The organism is Streptomyces sp. NRRL F-5755, from assembly GCF_001279365.1.
Lineage (GTDB): Bacteria > Actinomycetota > Actinomycetes > Streptomycetales > Streptomycetaceae > Streptomyces > Streptomyces rimosus.
This window is the reverse complement of the sequence record NZ_LGCW01000295.1, coordinates 253,469-270,692: the sequence shown is the minus strand read 5'-3', so window position 1 is coordinate 270,692 and position 17,224 is coordinate 253,469. Positions and strand designations below refer to the sequence as shown.

Sequence of the window (17,224 nt, the reverse complement as noted above, 5' to 3'; positions counted from 1 at the left end):
CGGGGAACGTCCGATTCCCCGCGCCGGAACGGCCGGTTCCCGGCTCCCGGCCGCCCGCACCGGGGTGTTCTGCCACCAAGGTTGCAGTTTTCCCTTCCGGTTTCCGCTGCCGGGCCGCACTTCCGTTGCCTTTGCTTGGGCCCCCGTTCCGCCGCCATTAGCGTCTGGATCCGTTCGGCCGACGGTGTGACCACAGATTCAGCGGAGGCGGAAGAAATCATGGACTTCAAGGCACTCGGCCCCATCCGGGCCGTCAACGACCGACTGGCCTACACCCCGAGCGCTCCGAAAGTGAAGCAGGTGCTCGCCCTGCTCGTGATGCGGGCCAACCAGATCGTCAGCCTGGAGTCCATCCTCGACGAACTGTGGGGCGACGCGCTGCCGCGTACCGCGGTCACCACCGCGCAGACCTACATCTACCAGCTGCGCAAGGACTTCATCGAGGAACTGGGCGTGGACCCGCAGGAGCGCGCCATCGTCACCGCGCCACCCGGCTACCTGCTGCACACCCCCGAGGAGTCGCTCGACACCCACCACTTCGCGCGCCTGGCCGACCGGGCCCAGAGCTGCTACGCCGCCCGCGACGCCGCCGGCGCCGTCCGGTGGGCCGAGGAGGCGCTGGCCCTGTGGCGCGGCACCCCCCTCGCCGACGTGCCCTGCGGCCGGGCGCTGCGGGACTACGTCAGCAACCTCGACGAACGGCGCGTCTCCGTCCGCAAACTCCGCATCCAGGCCGCGATGGCCCTCGGCCGCTACGGCGAGCTGATCACCGACCTGCGCTCCCTGGTGATGGAGTACCCGTACGACGAGTGGTTCCACGCCCAGCTCATGCTGGCCCTCGGCAAGGCCGGCCGCCGCGGCGAAGCCCTCCACGTCTACCACAAGGTCCGCCGCCTCCTCCGCGACGAACTCGGCCTCGACCCCTCGCACGACCTGCAACGCGCACAGGAGGAGGTGCTGAAGTCGGCGTCCTGAGGGAACCGGTGGCCTCACTGGCCGATCTGGGAGATGCCGTTCGCGAGGCTGCCCACGACCTCCAGGATCCAGCGGCCGAACCCGGTCTGGGCGACCAGCACGCCCAGGGTGAGGGCGAGCGCCACGGTCACGCTCTGGTCGACCCGGCTTCTGGCCTGTACACGCCGGCGTATGAGCAGGAAGACGATGACAGCGAGCAACACCGCCACGTTGATCGTCAGCACCGGCCGCTCCTCCCGTCCGACGAGCACGTCCGCGCATTCCTGTGTAGCCCGAACGAAAAGGCGGGGTGGTGAGGTTGGCCAGGGTTGGCGGCAATATGTCCCTCTGGCCGAATCGTTCCGGCTGCGCGAAGTGAACGTGCTGCCGTCCGCGCCCGGGGCCGTGCCGGCGGCTCCCGCACCCGGCCCCCGCCGGCCGGGTGCGGAAAACGAACCGCGTCCCGTACTCCCCGGGCTCAGTCACCCACCGGCAGCCCGGGCAGCAGCTTCTCCAGCGTGATGGGGAAGTCGCGGACGCGGATGCCGGTGGCGTTGTGCACCGCGTTGGCGACCGCGGCGCCGGCGCCGCAGATGCCCAGTTCGCCGACGCCCTTGGCGCCCAGGGCGTTTGCCCGGGCGTCGTGGCCGTCGAGGAGGACGGCGTCGACGTCGGGGACGTCGGCGTGGACCGGGACCAGGTAGTGGGCCAGGTCCCGGGTGACGAAGGCGCCGGAGCGCGGGTCGACGACGGCCTCCTCCTCCAGGGCGGCGCCGACGCCCCAGATCATGCCGCCGATCAGCTGTGAGCGGGCCGTCTTGGGGTTCAGGGCGCGGCCCACCGAGAACACGCCGAGCATCCGGCGCAGCCGGATCTCGGCGGTGTCCGCGTCGACGCCCACTTCGGCGAAGTGGGCCCCGTAGGTGTGGATCGAATAGGCCGCGTAGTTCGGGTCGTCGCCCATGAAGCGGGTCTCGCCCACCGCCTCCAGTCCTTCGGGGTGGTGGCGCCGGACGAGTGCGTCCAGGGTCTCGGACGCGTCACCGATGCGTACGCGGCCGTCGCCGAACACGGCGTCCGCCGGGGGCAGACCGTACAGAGGCGAGTGCGGGTCGGAGCGTGCCGCGTCCAGCAGCCGGGTGCGCAGGGCCGCGCAGGCGCGGTCCGTCGCGGTGCCGGAGTTGGCGGCGCCCCACGAGCCGCCGGACCCCCAACTGCGGGGGTAGCCGGAACGCCCCAGCTCGATCCGCACCCGGTCGGGCGGCAGCCCGAGCCCGTCGGCGGCGACCTGGGTGAGGACGGTGTACGTGCCGGTGCCGATATCGGTCATATCCGTGCGGACGACGGCGGTGCCGTCCGTCTCCAGCCGCACCCGTACCGCTGTCGGCGCCTGGAAGTGCCCTCGGATGGCGGCCGCCATGCCGTAGCCGACCAGCCACCGCCCCTCGCGCACGCTCGCCGGAGCCGCGGGGCGGCGCTCCCAGCCGAACCGGCGCGCGCCTTCGCGCAGGCAGTCGACCAGGCGCCGGTCGCTGTAGGGCACGCCCCGCTCGGGATCGACGGTGGGCTCGTTGCGGATGCGCAGCTCGACCGGGTCCAGGCCGAGCGCGTCGGCCAGTTCGTCCATCGCCGACTCCACCGCCAGCAGGCCGGGCGCCTCGCCCGGGGCACGGACGTCCGCTCCGCGCGGCAGGTCGAGCGGCACCATGCGGTGGCTCGTCGCCCGGTGGGGCGCGGCGTACAGACTGCGGCTGGTCGCGGCGGTCTGCTCGGCGTACTCCACGTCGGGGCTGGTGTGCATGGTCACGTCGTGGGCGATCGCGGCCAGCCGTCCGTCGCGCCCCGCGCCCAGCCGGACCCGCTGGCTCGACGTGGGGCGCATGCCGACGAGCTGGAAGAGCTGCTGCCGGGTGAGCGCGGCCTTGACCGGCCGGCGCAGGGCCCGAGCGGCCAGCGCCGCGAGGATCGTTTCGGCGCGGACGCCCAGCTTGGAGCCGAATCCGCCGCCGACATAGGGCGTCACGATGTGGACCCGCTCGGGTTCGATGCCGAGCGTGGCGGCGACCGAGGTCCACGCCGCGTCGACGATCTGGCAGCTGACGTGCACGATCAGGTCCTCGCCCCGCGGTTCCACCAGGCACGCGTGCGGCTCCATCGGCATCGAGAACTCGTACGGCGTGGTGTAGCGCTGGTCGACGCGGACCGGCGCCCCGGCGAACCCGGCGGCGAAATCGCCCACCGCGGTGTCGGCGGGGAGACCGGCGTTGACCACTTTCGGTACGTACGCCTCGGATTGGTGCGCGGCGAAGTCGAAGCGTCCGCGTTCCTCGGCGTACTCGACGTGGATCAGGCCGGCCGCCCCGCGGGCCTCCTCGAAGGTGGTGGCCACGACGAACGCCACCGGCTCGCCGTGGTGGTGGACGTCCGGTCCGGTCAGCACCGGCTGGGCCCGCCAGTACTCGAACTGCACGGATTCGTCGCGGGGCCCCTGCGCCGGGGCGTTGCGATGGGTCATGACCATGTGTACGCCGGGGGCGCGTTCGGCCTCGGCGGTGTCGATGCGGGTGATGCGGCCCTTGCCGATCGTCGCGCCGACGACGACCCCGTAGAGCGGCTGTCCGGCTTCCCACTGCTCGTAGGCGTAGGTGGCCCGGCCGGTGACCTTCAGCGGGCCGTCGACGCGGTTCAACGCTCGTCCGGTGATCATCCCGCCTCCTCAGTCCGGTCCGGCCGCTCGGGCCAGCGTCCGGCACAGGGTGCGCCGGGCCAGCTCGATCTTGAAGTCGTTGTGCCCCTGCCCCACGGCGCCGCGCATCGCCGCTTCGGCGGCGGCGCGGTAGGTGGCCGTCGTGGCCGGACGGCCCCGTAGCGCGGCCTCCGCCTCGAAGGACCGCCACGGCTTGGGCGCCACGCCGCCGAGCGCCACCCGCGCCGTGTCGATCGTGCCCTGGCCGGCCGAGACGACAACCGCCACGGAGACCAGCGCGAATTCGTAGGACGCCCGGTCGCGCACCTTGCGGTAGAGCTGCCGGCCCGGTGGCGGAGGCGGCAGGACCACGCCCGTGATCATTTCGGCGGGCCGCAGCACGGTCTCGATGTGCGGGGTGTCGCCCGGCAGCCGGTAGAAGTCCGCGATGGCCACGCGGCGTACGGACGCGCCGGGGCCGAGCAGCTCGATCTCCGCCTCCAGCGCGGTCATCGCGACGGCCATGTCCGAGGGGTGGGTGGCGATGCAGGAGTCACTGGTGCCGAGGACCGCGTGGATACGGTTGAACCCGCCGATCGCCGAACACCCGCTCCCTGGCTGCCGTTTGTTGCAGCCCGCGGCCGTGTCGTAGAAGTACGGGCAGCGGGTGCGCTGCAGCAGGTTGCCGCCTGTGGACGCCTTGTTGCGCAGCTGGCCCGAGGCGCCGGAGACCAGCGCCTGCGTCAGCACCGGGTAGCGGGTACGGACGCGGGCGTCTGCGGCCACATCGGAGTTGGCCGCCTGGGCGCCGATCCGCAGGCCGCCGTCCGGCAGCTCCTCGATGTCGCGCAGCGGAAGGCGGCTGATGTCGACCAGGTGGGCGGGACGCTCGATGCCGAGCTTCATCAGGTCGAGCAGGTTGGTGCCGCCGCTGATGTACTTGGCGCCGTCCCTGGACACCGCGGCGACGGCGGCCTCCGCCCCGGCCGCCCGCTCGTACGTGAAGGACCTCAACCCGGGCCTCCTTCCGCCACGCCGCGGATGGCCGCGACGATGTTCGGGTACGCGGCGCACCGGCAGAGGTTGCCGCTCATCCGCTCGCGGATCTCCTCGTCGGTCAACGCGATCCGCGGGGCGGCCACATCGGCGGTGGCGTGGCTGGGCCAGCCCGCCGCCACCTCGCCGAGCATGCCGACGGCCGAGATGATCTGGCCGGGCGTGCAGTAGCCGCACTGGAAACCGTCGCACTCGACGAAGGCGGCCTGGAGGGGATGCAGGTCATCGGGGTCGCCCAGCCCCTCGATCGTCACCACGTCGTCGCCCTCGTGCATCACGGCGAGCGTCAGACAGGAGTTGACGCGCCGGCCGTTGACCGCCACCGTGCAGGCGCCGCACTGCCCGTGATCACATCCCTTCTTGGTCCCGCCCAGACGCAGCCGCTCGCGCAGCGCGTCGAGCAGCGAGGTCCGCGGGTCCACCGCGAACCGCCGCTCCTGATGGTTGACGTACAGCGTGACCGTCGGGAGCCGGTCCCCCTCGTCCTGGCTCCGCCCCACGGCCTCCCTGACCGAATCGCTCATGGCAGCCCTCGCGGGTGTCGTCCGGATGATGTGCGCCGCCGTGTCGGGCGCGGCATTCGTCCTCAGATTCCCGCAAAGACCCGGGTTTCGGGAGGGTTCCGTCGGAGACCGTTTCGCCGCCCGGGGACCGGTGCTGTCGCGGACCGCCGGTCGGGGACCCCCACTGCTACGGCCCGCCGGTCTCCACCGGGTACGGCACGTACGTACGCCGGTCCGGGTCGATGGCCAGCCGCCCGCCTGCCGGGGGCCGCGCCCGCTGGGCGCAGTCGCGCCGTTCGCAGATCCGGCAGCCCAGGCCGATCGGTGTCGCGGCCCGCGGATCGTCCAGGGCGACGCCCTCGGCGTACACGAGCCGGTGCGCGTGGCGCAGTTCGCAGCCGAGCGCGACGGCGAACTCGGCGCGCGGCGCGTGATGCCCGAACCCGCCGCGGGTGAGGGTCCGCGCGATCCAGAAGTACCGCTTGCCGTCCGGCATCTCGGCGACCTGGGTCAGGATGCGGCCGGGTGCGGAGAATGCCTCGTACACCGTCCACAGCGGGCAGGTGCCGCCGAGGCGGGAGAAGTGGAAGTCGGTGGCGGACTGGCGCTTGGAGATGTTGCCCGCCCGGTCGACCCGCAGGAAGGAGAAGGGCACGCCGCGGCGGCCGGTGCGCTGCAAGGTGCTCAGGCGGTGGCACACCGTCTCGAAGCCGACACCGAAGCGGGCGGACAGCATCTCGATGTCGTAGCGCACCTCTTCCGCGGACCGGTGGAAGGCGGCGTACGGCATGAGCAGCGCGCCCGCGAAGTAGTTGGCCAGGCCGATACGGGCGAGGGCCCGCGACTCCGGCGAGGTCAGGCCGGTCGCGCCGTCGGCCAACTGGCCGAGCAGCGGCCCGTGTTCCAGCAGGGCGAGCTGGGTGGCGAGCTGGAAGGCGCGCCGGCCGTCGCTGAGCCAGGGGGAGAGGAACAGCAGCCGGGCGCCGGGGTCGAAGCGCCGGGCGTCGGCGGAGCGGCCCGGGGCCGCCTCGACCGTCCGTACGCCGTGCCGTTCGGCGAGGCGTGCGACGAGCGCGTCGGCGGTCCGGCCCGGCCGCAGGCCCAGGGCTTCCGCCGTCCACTCGGCCTCGGTGTCCAGGGGCTCGAAGTGGTTGTGATGGGCGTAGAAGAAGTCCCGTACCTCGTCGTGGGGTTCGGCAGGGGGCAGCAGTGCGCCGCCCGAGCCGGGGGAGGCGAGGGCGGCGGCCTGTTCGGCGGCGTCCCGGTAGCGGCGGTGCAGCGCGACCAGGGCGCGGGCCACTTCCGGGTGGTCGCGGGCGGCCTCGGTGATCTCCTCGGGGGCGGGCAGCGGCACCCCGCACGCCTCGTCGGAGAGCGCGGCCCGCAGGTCGGTGGCGAGCCGGTCCTCGGCGGCCTCGGAGAAGAACGCGGTGTCGACGCCGAAGACCTCCGCGATGCGCAGCAGTACGGGCGCGGTCAGCGGGCGCTGACTCTGTTCGAGCTGGTTGGCGTAGCTCGTGGAGATGCCGAGGGCGCGGGCCATGTCGACCTGGTTCATGCCGTGCTCGCGGCGCAGCCGGCGCAGCCGGGCGTGGGCGTAGACCTTGCGGTCGGCCGGTCGTCGGGCCATGCCGCACCTCCCGTCGCGGGCCGCCGGCCTCGGTGCCGGAGCGGCGGTTCTTGCGAACATAGCATCCGCAGAATTCGCAGGATTCGCGGATTCGCCTGCCCGCGCTGTACGGATTCCACAGATTGGAGCGGTGGTCCGGCAGACGCCGGACGGGGCAGCCTCGGATACGTCAGCACCGACCGACAGCACGAGGAGTCCCGTGATCGAGCACCACGTCCGAGTCCACCCCAGCGCCGACCGGCTGCCGCGCGAGGACCAGCTCGCCTGGAAGCTCGCGGCGGTGGCGACCGCCACCGGGGAACTGGACGCCGACAGCGTCACCATGGCCGTCAACCGGGTGATCGACAACGCCTCGGTCGCCGTCGCCTCCCTGCTGCGCCGCCCGGTCGCGGTGGCCCGCGCACAGGCCGTCGCGCACCGCGGCGCCGCCCCGGGGGCCTCGGTCTTCGGCACCCGGATCCGCACTTACCCGGAGTGGGCCGCCTGGGCCAACGGCACCGCCGTACGGGAACTGGACTTCCACGACACCTACCTCGCCGCCGACTACTCCCACCCCGGCGACAACATCCCGCCCCTCCTCGCCGTCGCCCAGCACACCGGCCGCACCGGCGCCGACCTGCTGCGCGGCATCATCACCGCCTATGAGATCCACGTCGCCCTGGTCAAGAGCATCTGCCTGCACGAACACCGCATCGACCATGTGGCCCACCTCAGCGCCGCCACCGCCTGCGGCCTGGGCGCCCTGCTGCGCCTGCCGACGGAGGCCGTGTACCAGGCCGTACAGCAGGCGGTGCACACCACGACCGCGACCCGGCAGTCCCGCAAGGGCGAGATCTCCAGCTGGAAGGCGTACGCCCCCGCCTTCGCGGGCAAGGCGGCGATCGAGGCCGTCGACCGGGCGATGCGCGGCGAGAACTCCCCGTCGCCCATCTATGAGGGCGAGGACGGCTTCCTGGCCTGGATGCTCGACGGCCCGGCCGCCGACTACACCGTCCTGCTCCCGGAGCCGGACGAGCCCCGGCGCGCCATCCTCGACACGTACACCAAGGAGCACTCCGCCGAATACCAGGCCCAGGCGATCATCGACCTGGCGCGGCGGCTGCGCGAGAAGATCCCCGTTCCCGGGAACGTCCGCTCGGTGGTCCTGCACACCAGCCACCACACCCACCACGTCATCGGCTCCGGCGCCAACGACCCGCAGAAGTACGACCCCATGGCCAGCCGCGAAACCCTCGACCACTCGGTGCCGTACATCTTCGCCGTCGCCCTCCAGGACGGCACCTGGCACCACGAGCGCTCCTACGCGCCCGAGCGCGCCCGCCGCCCGGAGACCGTCGAGCTGTGGCAGAAGATCACGACGGTCGAGGACCCGGAGTGGACCCGCCGCTACCACGACCCCGACCCGGAGCGCCGTGCCTTCGGCGGCCGCGCGGTGATCACCCTGGCGGACGGTTCGGTGATCGAGGACCAGCTCGCGGTCGCCGACGCGCACCCGGCCGGTGCCCGCCCGTTCGACCGCCCCGCCTACGCGGACAAGTTCCGCACCCTCGCCGAGAACACCGTCGCCCCGGCCGACCAGGACCGCTTCCTGTCCGCCGCCGAGCACCTGGCCGAGCCGGCCGCCCCCGACCTGGACGGCCTGTTCCCGGCCGTCGACACCGAAGCCGTCGCCGCGTACGACGCGAGCCTGCCGAAGGGCCTGTTCTGATGCTGCACACCCGCACCACCCCCGCCGAACGCCGCCGCGCGCTGCGCGAACGGCTGGCCACCGGCCGCCTGCTGCCCATGCCGGGCGCCCTCAACCCGCTGTCCGCCCGCCTCATCCAGGACACCGGTTTCGAGGCCGCCTACCTCTCCGGCGCCGTCCTCGCCGCCGACCTGGGCCTGCCCGACATCGGCCTGACCACGTCCACCGAGATCGCCGCCCGCGCCCAGCAGACGACCCGGGCCACCGATCTGCCCGTCCTCATCGACGCCGACACCGGCTTCGGCGAACCGATGAACGCCGCCCGCACCGTCCAGCTCATGGAGGACGCCGGGCTGGCCGGGCTGCATCTGGAGGACCAGGTCAACCCCAAGCGCTGCGGCCACCTCGACGGCAAGACCGTCACCTCGCGCGAGGAGATGGTCCGCCGGATCAAGGGCGCCGTCGACGCCCGCCGCGACCCGGACTTCCTGCTGATGGCCCGTACCGACGCCCGCGCGGTGGAGGGCCTGGACGCGGCGGTCGACCGGGCGAAGGCATACGTCGACGCCGGCGCCGACGCGATCTTCCCCGAAGCCCTCGCCGGCGCAGCCGAGTTCGAGGCGTTCCGCAAGGCGGTCGACGTACCGCTGCTCGCGAACCTCACCGAGTTCGGCAAGACACCCCTGCTGGACACCCGCACCCTGGAAAACCTCGGCTACAACATCGCCCTCTACCCGGTCACCCTGCTGCGCCTGGCGATGGGCGCCGTCGAGGACGGGCTGCGCACACTCGCAGCCGAGGGCACCCAGGAGTCCCTGCTGCCGCGCATGCAGACCCGCTCCCGCCTGTACGGGCTCCTCGGCTACGAGGACTACGCGGCCTTCGACTCGGCCGTATACGACTTCACCCTCCCGCCCGGCACCTGACCCGCCCGGCATCTGACCGCCCGGCACCTGACCCACGAAGGCAGGCACCCCATGTCCACCACCGCGCCCGCGATCCACCGCGGCCTCGCCGGTGTCGTCGTCGACACCACCGAGATCTCCACCGTCATCCCGGAGACCAACTCCCTGACCTACCGCGGCTACCCGGTCCAGGACCTGGCCGCCCACCGCTCCTTCGAGGAGGTCGCCCACCTCCTGTGGTACGGCGAACTGCCCGACGCCGCCCAGCTGCGCGACTTCCGGGCCCGCGAACGCGCCCTGCGCCCCCTGGACCGCACCACCTCCGAACTGCTGGCCCGGCTGCCGGAGACCTGCCACCCGATGGACGTGCTCCGTACGGCCGTCAGTTTCTTCGGCGCCGAGGACCCCACCGAGGACGACGGCAGCCCCGCCGCCCACCGCGCCAAATCCCTGACCCTGCTGGCGAAGCTGCCCACCGTGGTCGCCGCCGACCAGCGCCGCCGCCGGGGACTCGCCCCCATACCGCCGGATCCCGGACTCGGCTATGCCGAGAACTTCTTCCACATGTGCTTCGGCAGCGTGCCCGCCCCCGAGGTGGTCCGCTGCTTCGAGATCTCCCTCGTGCTCTACGCGGAACACAGCTTCAACGCCTCGACGTTCACCGCCCGCGTCGTCACCTCCACCCTCTCCGACCTCTACAGCGCGGTCACCGCCGCGATCGGCGCGCTCAAGGGCCCGCTGCACGGCGGCGCCAACGAGGCCGTCATGCACATGCTGGAGGAGATCGGCGACCCGCGGCGCGCCGCGGAGTGGCTGGACGGGGCCCTGGCCGCCAAGCGAAAGATCATGGGCTTCGGCCACCGCGTGTACAAGCACGGCGACTCCCGCGTACCGGTCATGCAGGAAGCCCTGGACCGCCTGGTGGCCCGCGCCGCCGACCCGGAGACGACCCGGCTGGCCACGCTGCACACCGCCCTCCGGAACGCCATGATCGACCGCAAGGGCATCCACCCCAACCTGGACTACCCGGCCGGCCTCGCCTACCACCTGATGGGCTTCGACACCCCCATCTTCACCCCGGTCTTCGTGATGAGCCGTATCACCGGATGGACGGCCCACATCACCGAACAGCTCGCCCACAACGCGCTGATCCGGCCCCTCGCCTCGTACGCGGGGCCGGACCAGCGGGCGGTGCCGGCGATGGCCGGGTAGCGGGCCCGCCACCCGGCCACCCCCGTACCGCGGCGCGGGCCCCTCAGCCCGCGCCACCAGGCCCCTCAGCCCTGGTCGTAGGGGTGGAATCCCCGGCCGGTCTTCCGGCCGAGGAGCCCCGCCTCCACCATCCGGTGCAGCAGCGGCGGTGGCGCGTAGAGCGGTTCGCGGAACTCGTCGTAGAGGGACTCCGCGATCGAGGCGACGGTGTCCAGGCCGATCAGATCGGCGAGCTTCAGCGGCCCCATGGGGTGGGCGCAGCCCAGTTCCATGCCCGTGTCGATGTCCGCGGCGGTGGCGAAGCCGGACTCCGCCATCCGGATCGCGGCCAGCAGGTACGGGACGAGCAGCGCGTTGACGACGAAGCCCGCCCGGTCCTTGGAGCGGATCACGGTCCTGCCGAGCACCCGCGTCGCGAAGTCCTCGGCCGCGGCGGCCGTCGCGGCCGAGGTGTGCAGCGAGGTCACCACCTCCACCAGCGGCATGACGGGCACGGGGTTGAAGAAGTGCAGGCCCACCACCCGGTCCGCGCGGCCGGTCGCCATGCCGAGCCGCATCACCGGGAGGGAGGAGGTGTTGGTGGCCAGCACGGCGGCCGGATCTTCGACGATCTTGTCCAGCGCGGCGAAGACCTCGGCCTTGGCGCCCGGGTTCTCCACCACGGCCTCGATGACGCACTGCCGGTCGGCCAGCTCCTCCAGGCTGCCGGTGAACACCAGGCGGGCCAGCGCGTCCCCGGCCGCGGACTCCGTCAGCCTGCCGCGCCGCACCGCCCGGTCGAGCGACGCCGCCACCCGGTCCCGGGCGGCCCGCGCCGCCACTGCGTCCACCTCGCACACCACGGTGTCCAGCCCGGCCCGCGCGCACACCTCGGCGATGCCCGCGCCCATCTGCCCGCCGCCGACCACGCCGACCCGCCGGATGTCCGGGCTCATGCCGCGGCCTCCGTCCGCCGCACGAGGTGACGGGTGTACGCGTCCGGGGTGAAGAACAGCGGCAGCTCGCCCGCCAGCGCGGTCCGCTCGAACAGCGCCCGGATCTCGTCCACGGGCGCCCACGGATACTCCGTACCCAGCGCCGCGACCTCCTCGTCCAGCAACCGCAGCACCGTCTCCCGGCCGATCACCCGGTGCCGCAGCCACTGCCAGATCTGCGCCCGCGCGATCTCGGCTGTCGCCGCGTCCTCCATCAGGCCGTGCAGGGCGACGGCACCCTGGCCGCGCAGCCAGGCGGCGAAGTAGCGCAGCGCGACGGCGATGTTGGTGCGTACGCCCTCCGGAGTCGGCGGCCCGCTGATACGGCGTACCGACAGCAGGTCGGCGGGCGTCACGTCCACGTCGTCGCGGGTGCGGTCGAGCTGGTGGGGCCGGCCGATGAGAACGCCGTCGAAGACCTCGCGGCACACCGGCACCGGGCCGGGGTGGGCCACCCAGGACCCGTCGAAGCCGTCCTCGGCCTCCCGCTCCTTGTCCAGCCGGACCTTGGCGAGCGCGGCCTCGTTCGCGGCCGGGTCCCTGCCGGGTACGTGGGCGGCCATGCCGCCGATGGCGTGGGCGCCGCGGCGGTGGCAGGTGCGGACGAGCAGTTCGGTGTAGGCCCGCAGGAAAGGCGCGGTCATCGTCACCTTCGCCCGGTCCGGCAACAGGAAGTCGGCGCGGTGCCCGAACGTCTTGATCAGGCTGAAGAGGTAGTCCCAGCGGCCGGCGTTGAGCCCCGCGCTGTGCTCGCGCAGCTCGTGGAGAATCTCCTCCATCTCGAACGCGGCGGTGACCGTCTCGATGAGGACCGTGGCACGGACCGTGCCGCGCGGTATGCCGAGCAGGTCCTGGGCGAGGACGAAGATGTCGTTCCACAGCCGGGCCTCGTGCCGGTTCTCCAGCTTCGGCAGGTAGAAGTACGGGCCGCGGCCGGCGTCGATCTGCTTCTGGGCACAGTGGAAGAAGTACAGGCCGAAGTCGACGAGCGCGGCGGGGACGGTTCGGCCGTCGTACTCCAGGTGCTCTTCATTGAGGTGCCAGCCGCGCGGGCGGACCATGATGGTGGCGAGCCGCGCGGGGTCCCCGAGCCGGTACTCTCTGCCCTCCGGCGTCACGAAGTCGATCCGCCGCTCGATCGCGTCGAGCAGATTGAGCTGGCCACCGATCACGTTGTCCCAGGTGGGCGAGGTGGCGTCCTCGAAGTCCGCCATCCACACCCGGGCACCGGAGTTGAGCGCGTTGACGGCCATCCGGCGCTCGGGCGGGCCGGTGATCTCCACGCGCCGGTCGGTGAGGCCCGGAGCCGGCGGCGCGACACGCCAGGACGGATCGGCGCGCACCGCGGAGGTGACCAGCGGGAAGTCGAGCGGCGACCCCGACGCCAGACGCAGCGCCAGCCGACGGCGCTCCTTGAGAACGTCCCGGCGGCGGTCCCCGAAGGCGTCGGCCAGCCGGCCGACGAAGTCCAGGGCGGCGGGCGTCAGGATCTCGTCGTGCCGGTGTCCCGGAGCGGCGAGGACACGGACACGGTGGGTCAGTGCGCTGGTGAGCATCGGTTCTCCTGAGGAAGGGGGAGCGGAGGCGCGGGCGGGGGCGGGCGCCCGGCCCTCCGCTCGGGCGGCGAGGAGGGCCGCGCGGAGGCCCGGGTTGCGGGGAGGCCCGGGCCGCTGTGCGGCCTGGCCGGGGCGGCCGCGGGGAGCGCCCAGGTCCCGTCGTCACATTCCCGTCGTTCGCCCGGAGGGCCGGTCGCGCGGCGTCTGGTGCGCTGCGCTCCGCTCGGCTCTTCGGTCCACTTTCGGAAGCCGAGCCGATCGCAAGGCGGAGGGGGCCCGCGCCGTTGAGGCGTGGGGGAGGGGACACCTCCCTGCGTGCCCGGGGGCACCCCCCCAGCGGTGGCTGGGAGGAGTCGCGCGCGGCAGGCGGGAATTCGCCGACAACGCCTAGTGGAACTGCTCCTCCTCCGTGGAGCCGCTCAGCGCGGTGGTGGAGGAGGCGGGGTTGACGGCGCCGGCGACCAGGTCGAAGTAGCCGGTGCCGACCTCGCGCTGGTGCTTGACGGCGGTGAAGCCCTGCTCCTGGGCGGCGAACTCGCGTTCTTGGAGGTCGACATAGGCGGTCATGCCGTGCTCGGCGTAGCCGCGGGCGAGGTCGAACATGCCGTGGTTGAGGGAGTGGAAGCCGGCCAGGGTGATGAACTGGAAGCGGTATCCCATCGCGCCCAGCTCCCGCTGGAACTTGGCGATCTGGTCGTCGTCCAGCGCCGCCTTCCAGTTGAAGGACGGCGAGCAGTTGTAGGCCAGCAGCTGGTCGGGGTACTCGGCGTGGATCGCCTCGGCGAATTCCCGGGCCTGGGCCAGGTCGGGGGTGCCGGTCTCCATCCACAGCAGGTCCGCGTACGGGGCGTACGCCAGGCCGCGGGCGATCACCGGGGCCATGCCGTTCTCGACCCGGTAGAAGCCCTCGGCGGTGCGCTCGCCGGTGCAGAAGCGGGCGTCGGTCTCGTCCACGTCGCTGGTCAGCAGCGTGGCGGCCAGGGCGTCGGTGCGCGCGACGAGCACGGTCGGCACGTCCGCGATGTCGGCGGCGAGGCGGGCCGCGTTCAGGGTGCGGATGTGCTGGGAGGTGGGGACGAGGACCTTGCCGCCGAGGTGGCCGCACTTCTTCTCGGAGGCGAGCTGGTCCTCGTAGTGGATACCGGCGGCACCCGCCGCGATCATCGCCTTGGTCAGCTCGAAGGCGTTCAGCGGACCGCCGAAGCCGGCCTCGGCGTCCGCGACGATCGGCACCAGCCAGTCAAGGGCTTCCCCGTCCCCCTCCGCGGTGGCGATCTGGTCGGCGCGCAGCAGCGCGTTGTTGATGCGGCGCACGACCTGCGGCACGGAGTTGGCCGGGTACAGGCTCTGGTCCGGGTAGGTGTGACCGGCCTGGTTGGCGTCGGCGGCGACCTGCCAGCCGGACAGGTAGACGGCCTGCAGCCCGGCCTTGACCTGCTGCACCGCCTGACCGCCCGTCAGCGCGCCCAGCGCGTGGAGGTAGTCCTGCTCGTGCAGCTGACGCCACAGCCGTTCCGCGCCGCGCCGGGCCAGGGTGTGCTCCTCACGGACGCTGCCCGACAGCCGGACCACGTCCTGTGCGCCGAAGGTACGCTCGACACCCCGCCAGCGCGGGTCGGACGCCCACCACCGCGCCAGTTCCGCGGCCGCCTGCGTGCTCGCTTCTGCCATGACCGTCTCCTTGCGTGCTGTTTCGTCTGCCAACCCGTGTGTCGCACCACCACGGAATGGCACTGCGTGTCTCAACTGGGATGCGGCCCGCCGCTGTGCCGTGCGGCAAGGTGAGCAATGCTGCCGGTGCGGGCTGCCGTCCTGGCCGGGATCTCCGACGTCAGGGCGGGAATCGTGCCCCGGTTCCGGGCGGCTGCCGCCGGGCCCGACGGGCCGCGTGGACACCACCCTGGCACTGGCACTGAGTGCCAACAAGGGCGTACGCATGCCAACCTTTGCGAATCTTCCCGCCGCGTTCTGCCAAGGTTGCGAAGGCCAGGGCGGTGATCGTCGCGGTGCTGACGGTGGTGGCCGGGTGGGCGACGGCGTTGATTTTGGTGCTTCTGGCCGCCGGCGCGTGCTGGCACGTCCGGCACCGCGTAGCGCTGCGCTACGAACCGGCCTGGTGGTCGGCGGTCTTCCCGATCGGCATGTACGCGATGGCACCCGCGCCCATGGCGATCCAGTACACCGGGCTCAGGTCCGCCGGGGCGGCACCGTGCCACACCAGCGTGGTGATCGAGACGTACGCCAGGACGCCCGCCGGCCTCACGGCCCTGGCCGTAAGGAGTTCGCGCCGCGGCGCAAAGGGTGGAACCGGCGAGCGTCTTGGTGTCGGACACGGACGAACGGCCGCACCCGGTGCGGCCGTTCGCCGGTGGACGGAGGCGTCACACCCGGGTCTGTGTCCCGATGGTCGGCGCGGCGCCGTTCTTGTAGAGGGCGATGAGCTTGCTGAAGTCGAACGGCCGCTGGTCCACGCAGGTGCAGCGGTACGTGTCGCACGCGTCGCAGCCGACGGTGCACGGCGGCTGGACGTCGGGGTTGCCCTGGTTGTGGTCGCGGGTGGCGTCCCAGCCGGAGAGCGCGCCGAGCTGGTGCTCGTGGGCGAATTCGACCAGGCTGCGCTGGTTTTCGAGGGTGAAGACCCGCTTGTTGATGTTGCAGCCGAACATCGGGGTGGCGCCCGTACGGTGCCAGACCTTCCCGGCGTCCCAGGCGGTCCACAGCGAACCGATCTGGCCGTGCATGGCCTTCAGACCGATGACGCAGCACTCGTACATGTCCGGCGGCGCGCTCTGCCCGAACTCCATGAGCATGCCGTTGACCAGGCCGGGTTCGATACCGGCGGCGGCGACCTTCGCCAGGAACCTGACGCCGACCGGGCTGAAGCCCGCCGACCCCTCACCGGGCTGCGCGTCGGCGGGGAGGGTGTAGGAGACCTTCAGGCCGGGGTGCTTGACGAGGACCTGGGAGACCGCTGCCGTGTGCCGCAGGTGCGCCGCCTCGTCGGCCAGGAAGTCGCCCTCGAAGTCGAAGTCGATGCGCGCCACCCCGTAGTTGCGGATGAACGCCTCGTACTGCTCGACGATCCTGGTGACGTTGGTCTCGACGGCTTCCAGTGGCCGGCCGGAGGCGCCGCCGCAGGAGAAGGCGACCCTGCCGCCGGTCGCGGCCAGCTGCTCGATGTCCTTCTTGCCGTACGAGCTCTGGTCGACCTCCCAGTCGGGACCGTCCTGCCCGGCCCACGCCAGCTTCTTGTTGTTGTTGGCGACGATGAAGCCCAGCATGAAGCCGTCCACGCCGGATTCCTGGGCGTACTGCGGCAGGCTCGGGTTCGGCCAGGCCATGTAGTCCACGTACGGCGCGCGCGGCATGTCCCAGGGGCCGCCGTCGGGGAGCTTGTCGGTCGTGGTGAACTCCAGCGGCTGTGACGGCTCGGAGCGGTTGCCCGCGAGGTCCACGGCCGTGACCCGGACCGTGTACTTGGTCGTCGGGGTCAGCCCGGAGATCACCGCGGTCTCGTCCTTGACCCGCAGGGGCTGCGGGCCGCCGTACGCCACCTCGTAACCCATCACGCCGACGTTGTCGGTGGACGGGTTCCAGGACAGCGTGACCTGCGTCGGGCCGAGCGTGTCCGTGTGCACGTTGCCCGGCGTGCCCGGCGGCGTGCGGTCGTCCGGCACATCCGCAGGCTGACCGTTGATCTTGAAGTCGGTCGGCAGCGGGCCGGGGCCCGGCATCGACCGGGAGAAGCCGAGCCGGAACTCCTGGGTGCCGCGGTGCGGCGGTACGGTCTGCCGCTCGGGCACCAGGCGCCCGGTGATGATGTTGCCCTGCCGCTGCCAGACGAGCCCGTAGACGTTGGTGACGTTCTGGTCCGACTGCACGCGGAAGGAGATCTCGGCGTTGACGAGTGGTTCGCTTTCGAAATTCCAGACCGTGGCCTTCATGGTGCCGTACCACTCACCAGGGGATTCCCATTCCGGCGTGACGTACTGCTTTGGCATGTCCACCCCTTGCTTTCGGCGTCCGGTTCCGGTGTGTTCCTCCCCCCGTTGCGACAGGGA

Annotated in this window: 14 protein-coding genes and 1 pseudogene; 5 read left to right on the top strand and 10 right to left on the bottom strand. The window is 72.3% G+C overall.

From position 1 onward, the window contains the following. The first annotated feature begins 219 nt into the window (after positions 1-219). Entirely contained in the window at positions 220-975 is a 756-nt protein-coding gene (locus ADK86_RS32345) for an AfsR/SARP family transcriptional regulator (protein WP_053699783.1), read from the top strand. Positions 976-989: 14 nt separating this feature from the next. Here the strand turns inward: ADK86_RS32345 and ADK86_RS32340 are convergent, their stop codons facing one another. The 5 genes from ADK86_RS32340 to ADK86_RS32320 form a co-directional block, all read right to left on the bottom strand. Further along, positions 990-1,226 (bottom strand): hypothetical protein, encoded by a 237-nt coding sequence (locus ADK86_RS32340; protein WP_420718893.1) that lies wholly within the window; start codon positions 1,224-1,226, stop codon positions 990-992. Positions 1,227-1,432: 206 nt separating this feature from the next. Beyond that, positions 1,433-3,661, bottom strand: coding sequence for a xanthine dehydrogenase family protein molybdopterin-binding subunit (locus ADK86_RS32335; RefSeq protein ID WP_199834513.1), 2,229 nt, complete (start codon positions 3,659-3,661; stop codon positions 1,433-1,435). A gap of 9 nt (positions 3,662-3,670) precedes the next feature. Further along, entirely contained in the window at positions 3,671-4,654 is a 984-nt protein-coding gene (locus tag ADK86_RS32330; protein WP_053699782.1) for an FAD binding domain-containing protein, read from the bottom strand. Next, the gene (locus ADK86_RS32325; RefSeq protein ID WP_053699781.1) at positions 4,651-5,220 is read right to left on the bottom strand and encodes a 2Fe-2S iron-sulfur cluster-binding protein; all 570 of its coding nucleotides are present in this window, start codon (positions 5,218-5,220) and stop codon (positions 4,651-4,653) included. Before ADK86_RS32325 ends, ADK86_RS32330 begins: the two co-directional genes overlap by 4 nt. A gap of 166 nt (positions 5,221-5,386) precedes the next feature. After that, a complete protein-coding gene (locus tag ADK86_RS32320) occupies positions 5,387-6,829 on the bottom strand; it encodes a short-chain fatty acyl-CoA regulator family protein (protein WP_053699780.1) in 1,443 nt (480 codons plus the stop codon). A 199-nt stretch (positions 6,830-7,028) separates the two neighbouring features. Between ADK86_RS32320 and ADK86_RS32315 the strand changes: the two genes are divergently transcribed. Genes ADK86_RS32315 through ADK86_RS32305 form a run of 3 tightly spaced genes read left to right on the top strand, consistent with a single transcriptional unit; the run spans position 7,029 to position 10,633 of the window. After that, entirely contained in the window at positions 7,029-8,537 is a 1,509-nt protein-coding gene (locus ADK86_RS32315) for an MmgE/PrpD family protein (protein WP_053699779.1), read from the top strand. After that, entirely contained in the window at positions 8,537-9,442 is a 906-nt protein-coding gene (prpB, locus tag ADK86_RS32310; protein WP_053699778.1) for a methylisocitrate lyase, read from the top strand. Before ADK86_RS32315 ends, prpB begins: the two co-directional genes overlap by 1 nt. A 51-nt stretch (positions 9,443-9,493) precedes the next feature. Beyond that, positions 9,494-10,633 carry a bifunctional 2-methylcitrate synthase/citrate synthase gene (locus ADK86_RS32305; protein WP_053699777.1) on the top strand — a complete coding sequence of 380 codons (1,140 nt, stop codon included), beginning with the start codon at positions 9,494-9,496 and terminating at the stop codon, positions 10,631-10,633. A 65-nt stretch (positions 10,634-10,698) separates the two neighbouring features. On the opposite strand, the gene ADK86_RS32300 is transcribed toward ADK86_RS32305, so the two are convergent. From ADK86_RS32300 to aceA, 3 genes are all read right to left on the bottom strand, one after another. Continuing rightward, complete coding sequence (locus ADK86_RS32300; RefSeq protein WP_053699776.1) at positions 10,699-11,568, bottom strand: 3-hydroxybutyryl-CoA dehydrogenase; 870 nt, start codon at positions 11,566-11,568, stop codon at positions 10,699-10,701. Then, complete coding sequence (gene aceB, locus ADK86_RS32295; protein ID WP_053699775.1) at positions 11,565-13,163, bottom strand: malate synthase A; 1,599 nt, start codon at positions 13,161-13,163, stop codon at positions 11,565-11,567. Before aceB ends, ADK86_RS32300 begins: the two co-directional genes overlap by 4 nt. Positions 13,164-13,550: 387 nt before the next feature. Further along, a complete protein-coding gene (gene aceA / locus ADK86_RS32290) occupies positions 13,551-14,834 on the bottom strand; it encodes an isocitrate lyase (RefSeq protein ID WP_053699774.1) in 1,284 nt (427 codons plus the stop codon). A 245-nt stretch (positions 14,835-15,079) separates the two neighbouring features. On the opposite strand from aceA, the pseudogene ADK86_RS45525 reads away from it, so the two are divergent. Then, a pseudogene (locus ADK86_RS45525) lies at positions 15,080-15,283 on the top strand (hypothetical protein); the annotation flags it as partial. On the opposite strand, the gene ADK86_RS42715 reads toward ADK86_RS45525, so the two are convergent. Together ADK86_RS42715 and ADK86_RS32285 are read right to left on the bottom strand one after the other, a co-directional pair. Continuing rightward, positions 15,265-15,426 carry a hypothetical protein gene (locus ADK86_RS42715; RefSeq protein WP_199834512.1) on the bottom strand — a complete coding sequence of 54 codons (162 nt, stop codon included), beginning with the start codon at positions 15,424-15,426 and terminating at the stop codon, positions 15,265-15,267. The pseudogene ADK86_RS45525 and the gene ADK86_RS42715 sit on opposite strands and share 19 nt — an antisense overlap. A 118-nt stretch (positions 15,427-15,544) precedes the next feature. Further along, positions 15,545-17,164 carry a fibronectin type III domain-containing protein gene (locus ADK86_RS32285; RefSeq protein ID WP_159394011.1) on the bottom strand — a complete coding sequence of 540 codons (1,620 nt, stop codon included), beginning with the start codon at positions 17,162-17,164 and terminating at the stop codon, positions 15,545-15,547. Positions 17,165-17,224: the final 60 nt, after the last annotated feature.

What these genes read in the sequence shown, in the direction of transcription:
- ADK86_RS32345 (WP_053699783.1), top strand. Translation starts at nt 220, where the DNA reads ATGGACTTCAAGGCACTCGGCCCCATCCGGGCCGTCAACGACCGACTG.
- ADK86_RS32335 (WP_199834513.1), bottom strand. Translation starts at nt 3,661, where the DNA reads ATGATCACCGGACGAGCGTTGAACCGCGTCGACGGCCCGCTGAAGGTC.
- ADK86_RS32325 (WP_053699781.1), bottom strand. Translation starts at nt 5,220, where the DNA reads ATGAGCGATTCGGTCAGGGAGGCCGTGGGGCGGAGCCAGGACGAGGGG.
- ADK86_RS32320 (WP_053699780.1), bottom strand. Translation starts at nt 6,829, where the DNA reads ATGGCCCGACGACCGGCCGACCGCAAGGTCTACGCCCACGCCCGGCTG.
- prpB (WP_053699778.1), top strand. Translation starts at nt 8,537, where the DNA reads ATGCTGCACACCCGCACCACCCCCGCCGAACGCCGCCGCGCGCTGCGC.
- ADK86_RS32305 (WP_053699777.1), top strand. Translation starts at nt 9,494, where the DNA reads ATGTCCACCACCGCGCCCGCGATCCACCGCGGCCTCGCCGGTGTCGTC.
- ADK86_RS32300 (WP_053699776.1), bottom strand. Translation starts at nt 11,568, where the DNA reads ATGAGCCCGGACATCCGGCGGGTCGGCGTGGTCGGCGGCGGGCAGATG.
- aceB (WP_053699775.1), bottom strand. Translation starts at nt 13,163, where the DNA reads ATGCTCACCAGCGCACTGACCCACCGTGTCCGTGTCCTCGCCGCTCCG.
- aceA (WP_053699774.1), bottom strand. Translation starts at nt 14,834, where the DNA reads ATGGCAGAAGCGAGCACGCAGGCGGCCGCGGAACTGGCGCGGTGGTGG.
- ADK86_RS32285 (WP_159394011.1), bottom strand. Translation starts at nt 17,164, where the DNA reads ATGCCAAAGCAGTACGTCACGCCGGAATGGGAATCCCCTGGTGAGTGG.